At 64.0% G+C, this 14,100-nt stretch carries 10 protein-coding genes; 7 read left to right on the top strand and 3 right to left on the bottom strand.

All coding sequences use genetic code 11. The features are described from left to right. Window positions 1–251 precede the first annotated feature (251 nt). Together QA635_RS31445 and QA635_RS31440 are read right to left on the bottom strand one after the other, a co-directional pair. Window positions 252–932, bottom strand: a complete 681-nt coding sequence (locus QA635_RS31445; RefSeq protein WP_194456077.1) for an HAD family hydrolase — start codon at window positions 930–932, stop codon at window positions 252–254. 1,248 nt (window positions 933–2,180) lie between these two features. Beyond that, window positions 2,181–4,013, bottom strand: coding sequence for an outer membrane protein assembly factor BamB family protein (locus QA635_RS31440; RefSeq protein ID WP_283063534.1), 1,833 nt, complete (start codon window positions 4,011–4,013; stop codon window positions 2,181–2,183). Window positions 4,014–4,271: 258 nt separating this feature from the next. Between QA635_RS31440 and QA635_RS31435 the strand changes: the two genes are divergently transcribed. The 3 genes from QA635_RS31435 to QA635_RS31425 all read left to right on the top strand — a co-directional run bounded on the left by QA635_RS31435 (window position 4,272) and on the right by QA635_RS31425 (window position 8,094). Then, entirely contained in the window at window positions 4,272–5,852 is a 1,581-nt protein-coding gene (locus QA635_RS31435) for a sugar ABC transporter ATP-binding protein (protein WP_283063533.1), read from the top strand. Then, complete coding sequence (locus QA635_RS31430; RefSeq protein ID WP_092083818.1) at window positions 5,849–6,841, top strand: ABC transporter permease; 993 nt, start codon at window positions 5,849–5,851, stop codon at window positions 6,839–6,841. Before QA635_RS31435 ends, QA635_RS31430 begins: the two co-directional genes overlap by 4 nt. 101 nt (window positions 6,842–6,942) lie before the next feature. Further along, window positions 6,943–8,094 (top strand): substrate-binding domain-containing protein, encoded by a 1,152-nt coding sequence (locus tag QA635_RS31425; protein WP_157340315.1) that lies wholly within the window; start codon window positions 6,943–6,945, stop codon window positions 8,092–8,094. An 80-nt stretch (window positions 8,095–8,174) separates the two neighbouring features. On the opposite strand, the gene QA635_RS31420 is transcribed toward QA635_RS31425, so the two are convergent. Next, window positions 8,175–8,969, bottom strand: a complete 795-nt coding sequence (locus QA635_RS31420) for a DeoR/GlpR family DNA-binding transcription regulator (protein WP_092083815.1) — start codon at window positions 8,967–8,969, stop codon at window positions 8,175–8,177. Between the two features lie 241 nt (window positions 8,970–9,210). Here QA635_RS31420 and deoC point away from each other — a divergent pair, with 241 nt between their 5' ends. From deoC to QA635_RS31400, 4 genes are all read left to right on the top strand, one after another. Next, window positions 9,211–10,233 carry a deoxyribose-phosphate aldolase gene (gene deoC, locus QA635_RS31415; protein ID WP_425249070.1) on the top strand — a complete coding sequence of 341 codons (1,023 nt, stop codon included), beginning with the start codon at window positions 9,211–9,213 and terminating at the stop codon, window positions 10,231–10,233. Window positions 10,234–10,243: 10 nt separating this feature from the next. Continuing rightward, the gene (locus tag QA635_RS31410; RefSeq protein WP_283063528.1) at window positions 10,244–12,631 is read left to right on the top strand and encodes an aldehyde dehydrogenase family protein; all 2,388 of its coding nucleotides are present in this window, start codon (window positions 10,244–10,246) and stop codon (window positions 12,629–12,631) included. Window positions 12,632–12,711: 80 nt separating this feature from the next. Continuing rightward, window positions 12,712–13,167, top strand: coding sequence for an RbsD/FucU family protein (locus QA635_RS31405; protein ID WP_092083804.1), 456 nt, complete (start codon window positions 12,712–12,714; stop codon window positions 13,165–13,167). Window positions 13,168–13,171: 4 nt separating this feature from the next. Continuing rightward, window positions 13,172–14,095 carry a ribokinase gene (locus tag QA635_RS31400; RefSeq protein ID WP_283063524.1) on the top strand — a complete coding sequence of 308 codons (924 nt, stop codon included), beginning with the start codon at window positions 13,172–13,174 and terminating at the stop codon, window positions 14,093–14,095. Window positions 14,096–14,100: the final 5 nt, after the last annotated feature.

Here is a 14,100-nt window from a genome sequence, read left to right as displayed (position 1 = left end):
TCTTCCTCGCCTCTCGGTAGCGAATGATTCCAGCAAGCATTGTGCCATGCGACGGACCCAGACCGACCATGTAGACTCACATGGGCGCTAAACGGATCGCGATATTTGGCGCAAGCTATCGGACTGAACCGATAGTTCGCCCGAGTGACGAAAGAACTTGATCGCCGACCACTCTCGTCGAATGGTGAAGACCAAGCGGACAGCAGGAGCGCGCCAACCGGCAGATTCTTCTGTTATGCTCTTGTGATGACTCATCCGTTCGGAAGAATGCAATGCTTCTGCAAAATAGGTAATAATTCGTGATGGTCATGAATCATGTAATCGGGCCCCGCGGCGCGCAAGCGCGCTTCGGAAACAAATCCCCCCATGATTGATACGTTGATAAGACCGAGATTGCGAGCAATCTCCGTCTCGACTGGCATGTCACCCACGATGACGGTTCTTCGTGGGGATATATCATTGGCCTGCATATACAAGCGCAGACGTTCTCCCTTGTTCACGCTCTTAAACTGGGTTGCGCGGCTCTCAAATGCCAAAATGTCCGTGACGTGAGTCTTGATTCCAAGTCTTCGCACTTGCGCGCGAATTGGTTCAACAATGTGATTGCTGACAATAACGGTGTGAACGGCTCTGTGATCAGCGGCGAGCAAAAGATTTCGTGCCCCTTTGCGTAAGGCAGCGTTGCGCGCCAAGAATTCGTAGGTGTCGTGAAAAATGGCGCTGTCATTTCTCTCCACGACGTCGATTTCATCTTTCGACATGTCTAGGTTGCGGAAGAGAACCGAAAGAGGTAGTTCGAATTCCTCTCGAAGCCTGCGCATATCTACGGCTGCGCGACCGAAGCGGCTCAAAATTGCATTAATGGTTTGAAGCACCGCATTGGCATCATCGAGCAGCGTGCCATTCCAGTCGAACACAATCGCGGATTTCATGGGCGAACGAACCTAAGGCAAGTACCGCGGCGGTAAATGCGTTTGCGATCGGACAATTGCGGATCCGTATGTCTAGTATTGCGCCCGGTCAGGTAAACGCGCGGACCGCTGTTCTGTGTAGGACGCGAGGACTAGGGAAGAAGAGCATGACCGGCTTTCCTCTGTATCTTTGAAGCTGATCTTTGCTGGAGCAATGGTCGTGCCAACGCCGCAAGCGCGCAGTAAGCGGCAAACTGTGCTTTGGAAAATCTGAACCCGACGCGCAGTGTGCCGATCCTGACATGACCTTACGTCGCTGTCAGAAAACGGACCAAGTTTTTACGGTGGACCAGCCGCAGCATAGAGCTGGCGAGCGCCGGCGGATCTTGATTTTCGTCATTCGGCGGTCGGATCCCGCCCGCCCCAGCAATGAAATGCATGAGTAGTGAAAAGACTTGGCGTTTCTGTTTTAGCTGACTACCCGGACAAAGCCCGAGGGTGGCGCTTTGGCAAAGTCGTGCAGTGACTCGTCACCGACGCAGTCAAGGAAGTTGGCGAGCGGCAGGTCCGGTCGATGGCCGGGCTGCAATCGGTGCCGATCGTGGTCGCCGTCAGACCACTTTTTTCCCGAGACGTCATCAGGGTCGGTCTTCTGAAAGAACTGAGCTTGTTACGTAAAAACCAGTGTTCATGCGGCAGAGTTTAGGGGCGCTCGGAAATCGCTACGATTGCTTCTCCTTCCGATCAGATCTGGTGGTGCTGATTTTGAACTTGGTCAGGTCACATTGCAGCTCGCCGGCCCGACATCTCAGCGAGCGCCGTTCTCGTCGGGAAATGCCGCAACGAAATCGCAATGAATTGGGTGAAACGACCGTGAACAAAACGCGACGGGAGTGGTCACCACACGAAGAAAGATCAATAAGTTAGAAGATGCCCACTGCGTTCGGGACGCAGGGGTCGCAGGTTCGAATCCTGCCACTCCGACCATTCTTTCAAGCACTTATAGTTTCTGTGTTTTTCGTGCGCAACGACATGCGCATCGATTTGAAGCGCGGCTGCCATGTCGGTCGATTTCGGGACGCCGGTCCCTGATATCGGCGATTCGGGACCATTGGAGCGCGCGAGGGTAACGGCCCCTGACGTGATGTTGCGTAGCAGGTCGCCAATCACCACACGGTCTCCCTTCGGATCTCTCGACTGATCCTGTCCGGCATCAAAGCACGAATAGCGCGCCGCGAGTAGTGCTCAGCTTGCCGGCGCAAATACCTGTCAAGGGTTGCCGGCTTCAAAGGCCAGCAGAACATTGCCGGGCAGCCCGCTCCATTGCGCGTAGCCGGAATTGACGTACAGCATGCCGTCGACGACGACCGGGCCGGGTCCGTCCATGGCGCCGCCATGGGCCGCAACGCCGTTCACCGTGGTGTAGTCGCGGGCGGTGTCGATCTCCCAGAGCAGCCGTGCGTCATCGGTCGCGTAGGCGCGCAGGAAGCCGCTCACGCCGCCCGAGACGACGACGCCAGGAATGGCGGTGACCGCCGCGGAGAGCGCGGGACTGCACTGCGGGCGGTCGCCACAGGCCACCGGCGCGACCTGCATCGCGATCTTCCCGGTCGCAAGATCGAGCCCGAACAAGCCGCCGCCTTCGCTTGAATTCAGACGTCGCGTGCCGTCCCTTAGAAATCGTACGTCCGAATTGGCGACATAGATTCGATCCTGGTCGGCGGCGGAACCCCACTCGGTCCCGCCCAATGCGCCACCCTTGCCGATCCGCGTCTGCCACAGGATCTTGCCCTCATGGTCGGGATCGAGCGCGTGGACCACGCCGGATTTCTGGCCGATCACCAGCACGCGCTGTCCGTTACGCAGGCTCACCAGGATCGGTGATTGGCCGAAATCATGGTCGGGGCCGCGGTCTTCCGGACAATTGCTCTGATCGGTGCCGAAACACGCAACGACGAAGCTGTCCTTCGGTGTGGCCTGTTGGTGCCAAAGCATTCGGCCGGTCGCGAGATCGAACGCTAGGATGGCATCGCTGGTGTCGGTTGCCGGATCGGCATAGCTGTTCGAGGTCGCGACATAGAGCGCCTGGCGCTGCACGTCGATCGTCGGCGCGGACCAGACCGACGCGCCGGCCGGACCGAACAGCTGGGTCCCGAGGGCGTTCGCCCGTGTCGGATGCGGTGCCTCGGGAATCGTATAGGCCTTCCAGATCTGCGCGCCGGTCTCGGCCTTCAGCGCAACGACGCTGCCGCGAAACGTACAGCACTGGTAGGTGGGACGAGACCCGATAGCCTCCTCGATCGATGAAACGCCGACATAGACGACGCCGGAATAGAACACTGGCGCACCGGTAATCCGGGCGGCCACATGATCGTCGACCTTGCTCTTCCAGATCAGCTTGCCGGTCGCGGCATTCAGGGCGTAGACGTTGGCACGCACATCACCAAAGAAGATGGCAGGCTGCCCGTTATCCAGCGGGGCAAAGCTGATGGCCGTCCGCACCGGCGCCTCGGTAGGAAACGCCCAGCGCGTGCAGCCGCTCTTGGCGTCGAGGGCGTGGACCTTGCGGTCGCCGCCACCGACGAACAGCAAGCCGCCGACGACAGCCGGCTGCGCGTTGGCGTTGGACGTGTCAGGAAATCCGAACGCCCATTTCAGACGCAGTCGCGGGACCTGGTCTTGCGCGAGGCCGGCCATTGCCGCCGGCTGAAACCGGCTGTTGTTGATATCCGCGCCCCAACCGTTCCACCGCGGCCCGTCGATCGGCTCCGGAAAGCCGGTCTCGTTCTGCGGGCATTGGCCCGCGCTCTCGGTTGCCGCGAGCGACGCGGCCTTTCCGGTGACGAGCGAGGCGATCGCCGCCCGCTCGTCGCTGGTCAGTCCCTGCGCGAAGGATGCCATCGGGCCCGTGGAGATCGCACCAAGCACCTCGTCGAACGATCTGGAATGCAGCGCGGTGCGGCTCGGCGCGCGAATAGCCGCGTTGCTGCTGTCGTGACATTGCGCACAGCGTTGCGCGTAGAGGTCGGCACCGGCTTGCTGCGCCGCGGCGGGCAGGCAAGACGAGATCAGGGCGACGGCAATCGCAGCACTCAGTTTCATCGTGATTCACCGGCGTTGGCTTTGATGAAGAGAGCAATTGCAGCTTAGCACAACCTTCCGGCTGCCATCGTACCTGGCGGAGGCCGGCCGCACGTATGGCGGTGCAGGATCCGATCGCCGCCTTCAATTCGAGCGCCCGCTAGCGCGATCTCCCATTGACAGGTCGGCCGATGTGATAGAATTATAACAAGATAAGTTGCAAAAATAACAATATGTCACCATCGTACCAGCGCCGCGCGCGGTCGACGGGAGGAAAATTTGGAATTGTCCGGTTCGATCGCAGCCGAGCCTCGGCCGTCGACGGCGCTGTTGATGGTCGGTGGCATCAACAAGCGCTTCGGCGGCGTGCGGGCGTTGCGCGACGTCAACCTCGAGGTCCGGGCCGGCGAGGTGCACGCGCTGCTGGGCGAGAACGGGGCCGGCAAGTCCACGCTGATCAAGATCCTCAGTGGCGTCCATGCGGCCGACAGCGGCGCGATCGAGATCGCCGGCAAACCGGCGACGTTCGACAGTCCGGCTAGATCGCGCGAGGCAGGCATCGCCGTCGTCTATCAGGACCTCAGTCTCGTCGAGTCGCTGAGCGTCGCCGACAATCTGCTGCTCGGCCGCGAGCCGCGTACGCGGTTGGGCTTCGTCCGCAAGCGCGAACTGATGGCCAGGGCCGAGGCGTTCCTGAGCGAGCTCGGCGTTCCCCTCGATACCAAGGCGACGGTCGGCTCGCTGCCGTTCGCCTACCGCCAGATGACGGAGATCGCCAAGGCGCTGATGGGCGAGGTGCGCCTGTTGATCCTCGATGAGCCGACATCGTCCCTGACTTCGGATGAAGTTCGCATCCTGTTCGATGCGATCGGCAAGGCGACGCGCCGCGGCGTCGGCGTGATCTATGTGACCCATCGGCTCAACGAGGTCTTCGAGATCTCGCAGCGTGTCACGGTGCTGCGCGACGGCGCCAATGCCGGCACGTTCGTCACCGCCGAGACCGACATGAAGCGGCTGGTGAATGCCATCATCGGCACCGATCGATTGGCGCCCGCGGCGTCGCGCGCCGAACCTGCAGTTGCGCGTTCATTCGATCCGTCCCCGGTTCTGTCGCTGTCGGGCGTGTCGAACGATCGCCTGTCGGCCGTCGAATTGTCCGTGATGAAGGGTGAGATCCACGGCCTTGCCGGATTGATCGGCAGCGGACGCACCGAGGTCCTGGAGACGATCTTCGGTCTTCGGCCGGTCGACAGCGGCACATGCCAGATCGACGGCCGGCCATGGCTGCCGAGGAGCCCGGCCGATGCGATCGCGCATGGCGTCGCGCTGGTGCCGGAAGACCGGCACGTGCAGGGTCTGGTGCTGGATCATTCGATCGAGCGAAACATCACCTTGCCGCGGATTCCGCATTTCTCGCGCTGGGGCTTCATGCAGCAGCGCGCCGCCGCCCGACGTGCCGACGCTGCGGTGGCAAGGCTGTCGGTGAAGGCGCAAGGCGCCTCGAGCCTGGTCAGGACATTGTCCGGCGGCAACCAGCAGAAGGTCGTGTTCGGAAAATGGAATGATCCGCGGCCGCGCGTGCTGCTGCTGGACGAGCCGACGGTTGGCGTCGACGTCGGCGCGCGCGAGGAGATCTACGGCGTGATCCGCAACGCCGCCCGCGACGGCACCGGCGTCCTGGTGGTCTCGTCGGACCTCGTCGAACTGATCGAGCTCTGCGACCGCATCTCCGTGATCGTCGATGGACGCGTGGCGCGAACGCTGGTGCGCGGGGAGATCGATGATGCCGAAGAGCTCCATCATCTGCTGCAGATCTACCAGGCTTCCGAACAAGGCGTATTGCAAGAGCTGCCCGCATGACCGAACTGACCGCGCCCAATCTCGTCGCCTCGTCGACCCGATCCGATCGACGCCGCAAGCTGCTGCAGAATCTGCTGCGGGGCGAGCGGCCCTACATGCTGTACATCGCCTTCGTGGTGCTGCTGGTCGTGTTCAGCCTGTCCTCGCCCTGGTTCCTGTCGGTCGACAATTTCCTGAACATCGGACGCCAGACCACGCTGGTCTCGATCATCGCGGTCGGCATGACCTTTGTGATCATCGCGCGCCAGATCGATCTGTCGGTCGCATCGACATTGGCGCTGTCGGGCATGGCCGCGGCGCTCGCGATGAGTCAGATCAACAACAGCTGGATCGTCGGCGCTGTTGCCGGGCTCGGCACCGGCGCGCTGGTCGGGCTGCTCAACGGCATCCTGACCACGCAGCTCTCGATCCCGTCGTTCCTGGTGACGCTGGGTTCACTGAGCATGGCGCGCGGTTTGGCGATGATGGTGACCAATACCAAGCCTGTCATCATCACCAACGAGACATACTTTGCGATCTTCGGCGAAGGCTCGTTCCTGGGCATACCGGTTCCGATCGCCTGGACGCTGGTGGCGATGATCGTCGGCATCCTGCTGCTGCACTATAACGTGTTCGGCCGCCGCATCTATGCGGTCGGCGGCAATCCGACCGCGGCGCTGTATTCCGGCATCAACACCAAGTGGGTGACGACCGCGGCCTTTGTGCTGACCGGCGCGCTGGCCGGGCTTGCGGCGCTGGTGCTGTCCGCGCGCTCGCACGCCGCGCGGCCCGACGTCGTGCAGGGCATGGAGCTCGACGTCATCGCCGCCGTGATCCTCGGTGGTTGCAGCCTGTTCGGCGGGCGCGGCTACATCCTGGGGACGCTGTTCGGCAGCCTCATCATCGGCACACTCAACAACGGCCTCGTGCTGCTCGGCGTCAGCTCGCCACTGCAACTCGTCATCAAGGGAGCGATCATCGTGGCCGCGGTCGCCTTCACGAAACGCTAGAGCACGACGGTGCAGCGCATGGGCCGCAAGGCCAGGCGTTGCAAGGGTAGGGGCAAGGTCGCCGGCCTCCGGTCAATCGGCGACCAAAACGGGAGGAAACAATGAAGCCGATCTTGCGACAAACCCTGCCGCTGACCGCGCTGATCGCGGCGACGGCCATTTCGATCGCCGCCTCGGCTCGCGCCGAAGTGCCTGCAACCTGCGTGAAGGGCGTCGATCTCGCGACGCTTGGACCGAAATCGATCGTCGGTCAGGGGCCGCACGGCGAGAAGGCCGCCTCGCCCGAAGTGCTGGCGCTTTCGGACGCCGATGCCGCCAGGATCAAGGAGAAGCATTTCAAGGTCGGCATCTCCATGCAGACCGTCAACCTCGACTGGGCGCAACTGCAGATCCAGGGCATCACCGACACGTTGAAGAAGTACGGTGTGACGGTGACGGGCGTCGCATCCGCCGAATATCAGGTCGACAAGCAGATCGCCGATATCGAGAACACCATCCAGCAGCATCCGGACGGCATCATCTCGATCCCGGTCGATTTCACGGCGACCGCGCCGACCTACAAGAAGATCGCCAAGGCCGGCATCAAGCTCGTGCTGATGGACAGCATTCCGACCGGACTGAAGCATCCCGAGGAATATGCGTCCATGATCTCCGCGGACAGCCAGGGCAATGGCCAGATCGCGGCCCAGATCCTGGCGTCCTGCGTCGCGCAGGGCGGCACCATCGGCCTCGTCAATTTCGGCGTCGATTATTTCAGCACCAACGAGCGCACCAAGGGCGTCCGCGAGTGGATGCAGAAGAATCGTCCCGACATCAAGATGAAGCAGGTCGACTTCACCGACCCGCCGAAGGTGTCGCAGATCGCGGGCGACTTCCTCACCGGCAATCCGGATATCAAGGGCCTGTTCGCGGTCTGGGACCAGCCGGCGCTGGATACGCTGAGCTCGATGCGCGCGCAGGGCATCGACATTCCGGTCACCACCGTCGACCTCGGCCTGCAATCGGCGATCGAGATCGCCAAGGGCGGCCCGCTGAAGGCAACCGGATCGCAGCGCCCCTATGACCAGGGTGTCGCCGAAGCGATGGCCATGATGAACGCGCTGCTCGGCAAGGAAACGCCGGGCTGGATCGGTGTGCAGTCGCTGCCGGTGACGCAGTCCAACGTGCTGGAATCCTACAAGACGGTGTTCAAGAAGGAGCCGCCGCCGGAGCTGACCGACGCCTGCAACAAGGCGAAGCCTGCCTGCAACTGAGCCGCAGGAGTTCGATGCGCGGTCACGCGAGCCCGCGCATCGTGAGCAGCCTGATCCGGGCGTGCCAGCCCCCGCTCGGATCAGGTTGCGCTGGTCACGTATTCGACGGGGAGGCTACGGAAGTGCTTGCGCATGTCCGCTGACGCCGTGCCGCCGACGATGATCCGCGAGAACGCGCCGATATCGGAGAAGAATGCCGATTTGAGGCTGCCGAGCTTGCTGGCGTCGATCACCAGGATGCTCTCCATCGCGGTCTCGATGACGGCCTGCTTGACGGCGACCTCATGAAAATTCGAGCAGCTCGCGCCGCGGGTCCAGTGCACGCCGCCCGCGGAGATGAAGGCCTTGTTGATGCCGAGCCGCCGCAGGTAGGACAGGCCGTCGTCCGACGCAAAGGACTGCGACGACGGATGGTAGAGGCCGCCCATCAGCATCACCTGCGTGGCCGGCCGGCGCGTCACGATCGACGCCACGTTCATCGAATAGCAGATCACCGAAAGCGGCAGGTCCTCGGGCAGGCAGTCCGCCAGCGACTGCATCGTCGTGCCGCAATCGATGAAGATCGTATCGCCTTCCTTGATCGAGGCCGCGGCAGACCGGCAGGCGAGACGCTTGTCCTGGGTGTGCTGATCGATCTCCTGCTCGAACGTGTACTTGATCCCGGTCGGCGACGCCGCATTGACGACGTAGCCGCCGAGCAGCGCCAGCGCGGCGTCCGGCCCGGCGAGATCGCGCCGCACCGTCATTTCGGAAACCTTGAGAAGCTCGGCGGCGTCCTTCAGATGCAGCGTGCCGCTCGATTCGACGGCGCGGCGCAGCCTCTGCAGGCGCTGCACGCGCGTCTCGCTTGGTCGTGCGTTCGATGTTTCAGCCATTTTTATCGCCGGGCTTGCTTATCCGATTGACAATGATCTTACAATGTTGTGAATTTATCAACGTATATTTGTTACAATAATAACATCCAGTCCGGCGGGCTGATCGAAGGTCGGGGGACGATGTCGTCCTCAGGCCGTCGGCAAACCCCGCGGCAAGGTCAGGGGAGGATCACATGTTGCGATCGACACATTCAGTCTATCTGGCGATCTCGTCGATTCGCTAGGACCGCACGGCGCCTCCATGACGCAGAGCGTCTTCATACAGAATCCGTCCCCATTGGCCGCGCAGCCGCCTTCTCCGGGCGGCGAGCATCCGCTGCCGCGCAACGCTGGCCGCGCGCTCGAGATGGATTGGGTCGACGAGATCAGGATCAATCTGTCGGCCGCCGAACGCCGCGTTGCGAGCTTGCCGGGCCGGCGCACGGTCAAAAAGGACGCGCAGGCGGCGTGGCTTCTCAAGGCGATCACCTGCATCGACCTGACGACGCTCAATGGCGACGATACGACCGAACGGGTGAAGCGTCTCTGCGCCAAGGCCAAAGCGCCGGTGCGCGGCGACCTTCTCGAGCGGCTCGGCTTTGCCGGCCGTGAGCTGCATACCGGCGCGGTGTGTGTCTACCATCGGTTCGTGGCGACGGCCGTCGAAGCGCTCGACGGATCGGACATCCCGGTCGCCGCGGTCTCGACCGGATTTCCCGCAGGTCTGGTGCCGCACGATCTGAAGCTGAAGGAGATCGAGGCGTCGGTTCGCGACGGCGCGGAGGAGATCGACATCGTCATCACGCGCGAGCATGTGCTGACCGGCGATTGGCGGGCGCTTTACGCCGAGGTGAGGGATTTCCGCGCCGCCTGCGGCGACGCGCATCTGAAGACGATCCTGGCCACCGGCGATCTCAAGACGCTGCGCAATGTCGCCAAGGCGTCGATGGTCTGCATGATGGCCGGCGCCGACTTCATCAAGACCTCCACCGGCAAGGAAGGCGTCAACGCGACGCTGCCGGTGACGCTCGCGATGCTGCGGATGATCCGCGTCTATCAGGAGCGCACCGGCTACCAGATCGGCTTCAAGCCGGCCGGCGGAATCTCGACGGCAAAGGACGTGCTCAACTATCAGTTCCTGATGAAGGAGGAGCTGGGACGCGACTGGCTCGAGCCGGACCTGTTCCGTATCGGCGCCTCCAGCCTGCTCGCCGATATCGAACGGCAGCTCGAGCATCACGTGACCGGCCACTACTCGGCCTTCAACCGCCACCCCGTGGGATGAGACTCCAGCGATGAGCGTCGCAAACTATTTCGAGACCATGGAGTATGGCCCCGCGCCGGAGGCGGACGGCGAGGCACGCGCCTGGCTGGCGCGGCATGGCGCCACGTTCGGGCATTTCATCGCCGGCAAGTTCACGGCGCCGCATGCCGGCAAACACCTCACGACGACCGAGCCGGCCACGGGCAAAACGCTGGCGCGCATCGCGCAGGGCGCCGCCGCCGATATCGAGGCGGCGGTCAGCGCCGCGCGCACCGCGCAGACAGCGTGGGCGAAGCTTGGCGGCCACGGCCGCGCGCGTCATCTCTATGCATTGGCGCGCATGCTGCAGCGTCACGCCCGGCTGTTCGCCGTGCTGGAGGCGATCGACAACGGCAAGCCGATCCGGGAAACCCGCGATCTCGACGTACCGCTCGCCGCGCGCCATTTCTTGTATCACGCCGGCTGGGCGCAGTTGCAGGAGCGCGAATTCGCCGATCAGGTGCCGGTTGGCGTGATCGGGCAGATCATTCCGTGGAATTTTCCGCTGCTGATGCTGGCGTGGAAGATCGCGCCGGCGCTGGCCGCGGGCAATACGGTGGTGCTGAAGCCGGCGGAGTTCACCTCGCTCACCGCGCTGCTGTTCGCCGAACTTTCGGCCGAGGCCGGCCTGCCGCCGGGCGTGCTGAATGTCGTGACCGGCGACGGTGCCACCGGCGCGCTGCTGGTCGAAAGTCCCGGCGTCGACAAGATCGCGTTCACCGGCTCGACCGAGGTCGGACGGCTGATCCGCCAGTCGACCGCGGGCACCGGCAAATCGCTGACACTCGAGCTTGGCGGCAAGTCGCCGTTCATCGTGTTCGACGATGCCGATATCGACGGCGCGGTGGAAGGCGTGGTCGATGCCATCTGGTTCAACCAGGGCCAGGTCTGCTGCGCCGGCTCGCGACTGCTGCTGCAGGAGGGGATCGCGGAGACTTTCCGCCGGCGCCTGATCCGCCGCATGGAAACGCTTCGCGTCGGCATGCCGCTCGACAAGGCGATCGACATGGGCGCGGTGGTCGCGCCGGTGCAGCTCGAACGGATCGAGTCGCTGGTCGAGACCGGAGTGAAGGAGGGTGCCGAGAAATATCAGGCGTCCGGTGCGATCCCGGCGGAAGGATGTTTCTATCCGCCGACCTTGCTCTGGAACGTGCATCCGTCCTCGACGGTTGCGACCGAAGAAATCTTCGGCCCTGTCCTGGTGGCGATGACGTTCCGCACCCCTGACGAGGCTGTGATGCTCGCCAACAACACGCGCTACGGCCTTGCCGCCAGCGTGTGGAGCGAGACGATCGGGCTGGCACTCGATATCGCGCCGAAGCTCCTGGCCGGCGTGGTCTGGGTCAACGCCACCAATCTGTTCGACGCCAGCGTCGGCTTCGGCGGCTATCGCGAGTCCGGCTTCGGCCGCGAGGGCGGCCGTGAAGGCATGTATGAGTATCTCAAGCCGAAGGCCTGGAGCGGGCGCAAGGCGCGGGCCAAGGCATCGCCGCTGCCGACGGCTTCCGGCGCCAGTGCCGGATTCGATGTGCCGCCGATCGATCGAACGGCAAAACTGTTCGTCGGCGGCAAGCAGGTGCGCCCGGACGGCAATTATTCGCGTCCGGTGCTGTCGCCGAAGGGCCGGCGCCTGGGCGAGGCAGGCGAGGGCAATCGCAAGGATATCCGCAATGCGGTGGCCGCGGCGCGCTCCGCCGAGTCTTGGGCGCGGGCGACGGCGCATAATCGCGCCCAGATCCTCTATTACCTTGCCGAGAATCTTTCCGCGCGCGGCGACGAATTCGCCCGGCGCATCGCCGACATGACCGGCGTGTCGGCTGCGAAGGCGCGCACGGAAGTCGATGCGAGCATCGAGCGGTTGTTCAGCTATGGCGCCTGGGCCGACAAATTCGAAGGATCCGTCCACGCGCCGCCGCTGCGCGGCGTGGCGCTCGCGATGCATGAGCCGATCGGCGTGGTCGGCGTCGCCTGTCCCGACGAGGCGCCGCTGCTCGCCTTCATCAGCTTGGTGGCGCCGCTGGTTGCGATGGGCAACCGGGTCGTCGCCGTGCCGAGCGAGCGGCATCCGCTCGCCGCGACCGACTTCTACCAGGTGCTGGAGACCTCGGACGTGCCGGGCGGCGTGGTCAACATCGTCACCGGCGATCGCAGCGAACTGGTCAAGGTGCTTGCCGAGCACGACGACGTCGACGCGCTCTGGGCGTTCGGATCGCAGGACGCCTCGGTGACGGCCGAGCGGCACTCGATCGGCAACCTCAAGCGCACGCTGGTCGATCATGGCCTTGCGCTCGATTGGTACGACAAGGCCGCGAGCGAGGGTCCGATCCTGCTCCGCCACGCGGTGCAGGTGAAGAACATCTGGATTCCGTATGGCGACTAGAGAGATCAGCTTGCGGTGATAGCGATGGGGATTCGAACCGTCAGAGTTCGGCGAGTTTGAACACAAGGGAGGGACGCAACATGCTCAAGGGCATCGATCCACTGCTCAATGCCGACGTGCTCTACGCCCTGCGGGCGATGGGGCATGGTGATCGCCTGGTGGTGTGCGATACCAATTTTCCGGCCGACTCGATCGCGCGCCAGACGGTTCTCGGCCGGTTGCTGCGCATCGACAATGTCAACGCGGCCAGGGCGGTCGAGGCGATCCTGTCGGTGATGCCGCTCGATACGTTTGTCGACGATGCCGCGATCCGCATGGAGATTGTCGGCCAGGCTCAGGAAGTGCCACCCGTGCAGCGCGAGGTGCAGGCCGCGATCGATCGCGCGGAGGGACGGTCCTGGCCGCTGGTCGGTGTCGAGCGCCACGCTTTCTACGAGAAGGCCAAGACGGCCTATTGCGTGATCGCGACGGGCGAGCGGCGCTTCTACGGCTGCTTCCTGTTCAGCAAGGGCGTGATCGGGCCGGACGGGGAGTGACGAGATGAGCAAGAATGGCGTCGCCGTCCTCGGCGTCTTCGTCGTCGACCTCGCGTTCCGCGCCGGCAACATGCCGGCGATCGGCGAGACCATCGCCGGTTCGGGATTCGCGATGGGGCCGGGCGGCAAGGGATCCAACCAGGCTGTCGCGGCCGCGCGGGCCGGCGCCGGCGTGAGCTTCATCTCCCGGATCGGCAGCGACGCCTTCGGCGAGCTTGCGATCAAGACCTGGGAGGCCGAGGGAATCCGGCCGCGCGTGGCCAGGACCGCGGATGCGCCGACCGGCGCGGCGTTCATTTACGTCCATGAGACGCGCGGCGACAACGCCATCATCGTGGTGCCGGGTGCAGCGGGCGGTATCGGCCCGGCCGATGTCGACGCGGTGGCGGACGCGATCCGCGACAGCCGTGTGTTCGTGACGCAGCTCGAGCAGCCGGTCGATGCAGCGCGGCGCGGGCTCGAGATCGCGCGCACCGCCGGCAGCATCACCGTGTTCAATCCGGCGCCGGCGATCCAATTCGACGATGGTCTGTTTGCGCTGTGCGATTATGTCGTTCCCAACGAGACCGAGGCCGAAGCGCTCACCGGGATCGCGGTGGGCGACCTCGCCGGCGCCCGCCGCGCCGGCGACGCCCTGTTGGCCAAAGGCGCCGGGACGGCGCTGATCACCCTCGGCGAGCGCGGCGCGCTATTCCATGCGCGGGATCGCTCGCTGCACGTGCCGCCCTTCGCGGCCGGCACGGTCGTCGAAACCACCGGGGCGGGCGATGCATTCGTCGGCGGCTTCGCGGCGGCGCTCGCGGACGGCGTCGATCCGCTCGAGGCCGCGCGGTTCGGTTCGGCCACGGCGGGAATCTCGGTGACCCGGCCGGGCACCGCGCCCGCGATGCCGCGGCGTGCGGAGATCGAAGCGCTGCTGAGGGGATGATGCTG

This window comes from Bradyrhizobium brasilense (assembly GCF_029714345.1).
GTDB classification, from domain to species: domain Bacteria; phylum Pseudomonadota; class Alphaproteobacteria; order Rhizobiales; family Xanthobacteraceae; genus Bradyrhizobium; species Bradyrhizobium australafricanum.
Note: the sequence above shows the minus strand (reverse complement) of the source record. Positions and strands in the feature narration are given on the sequence as shown.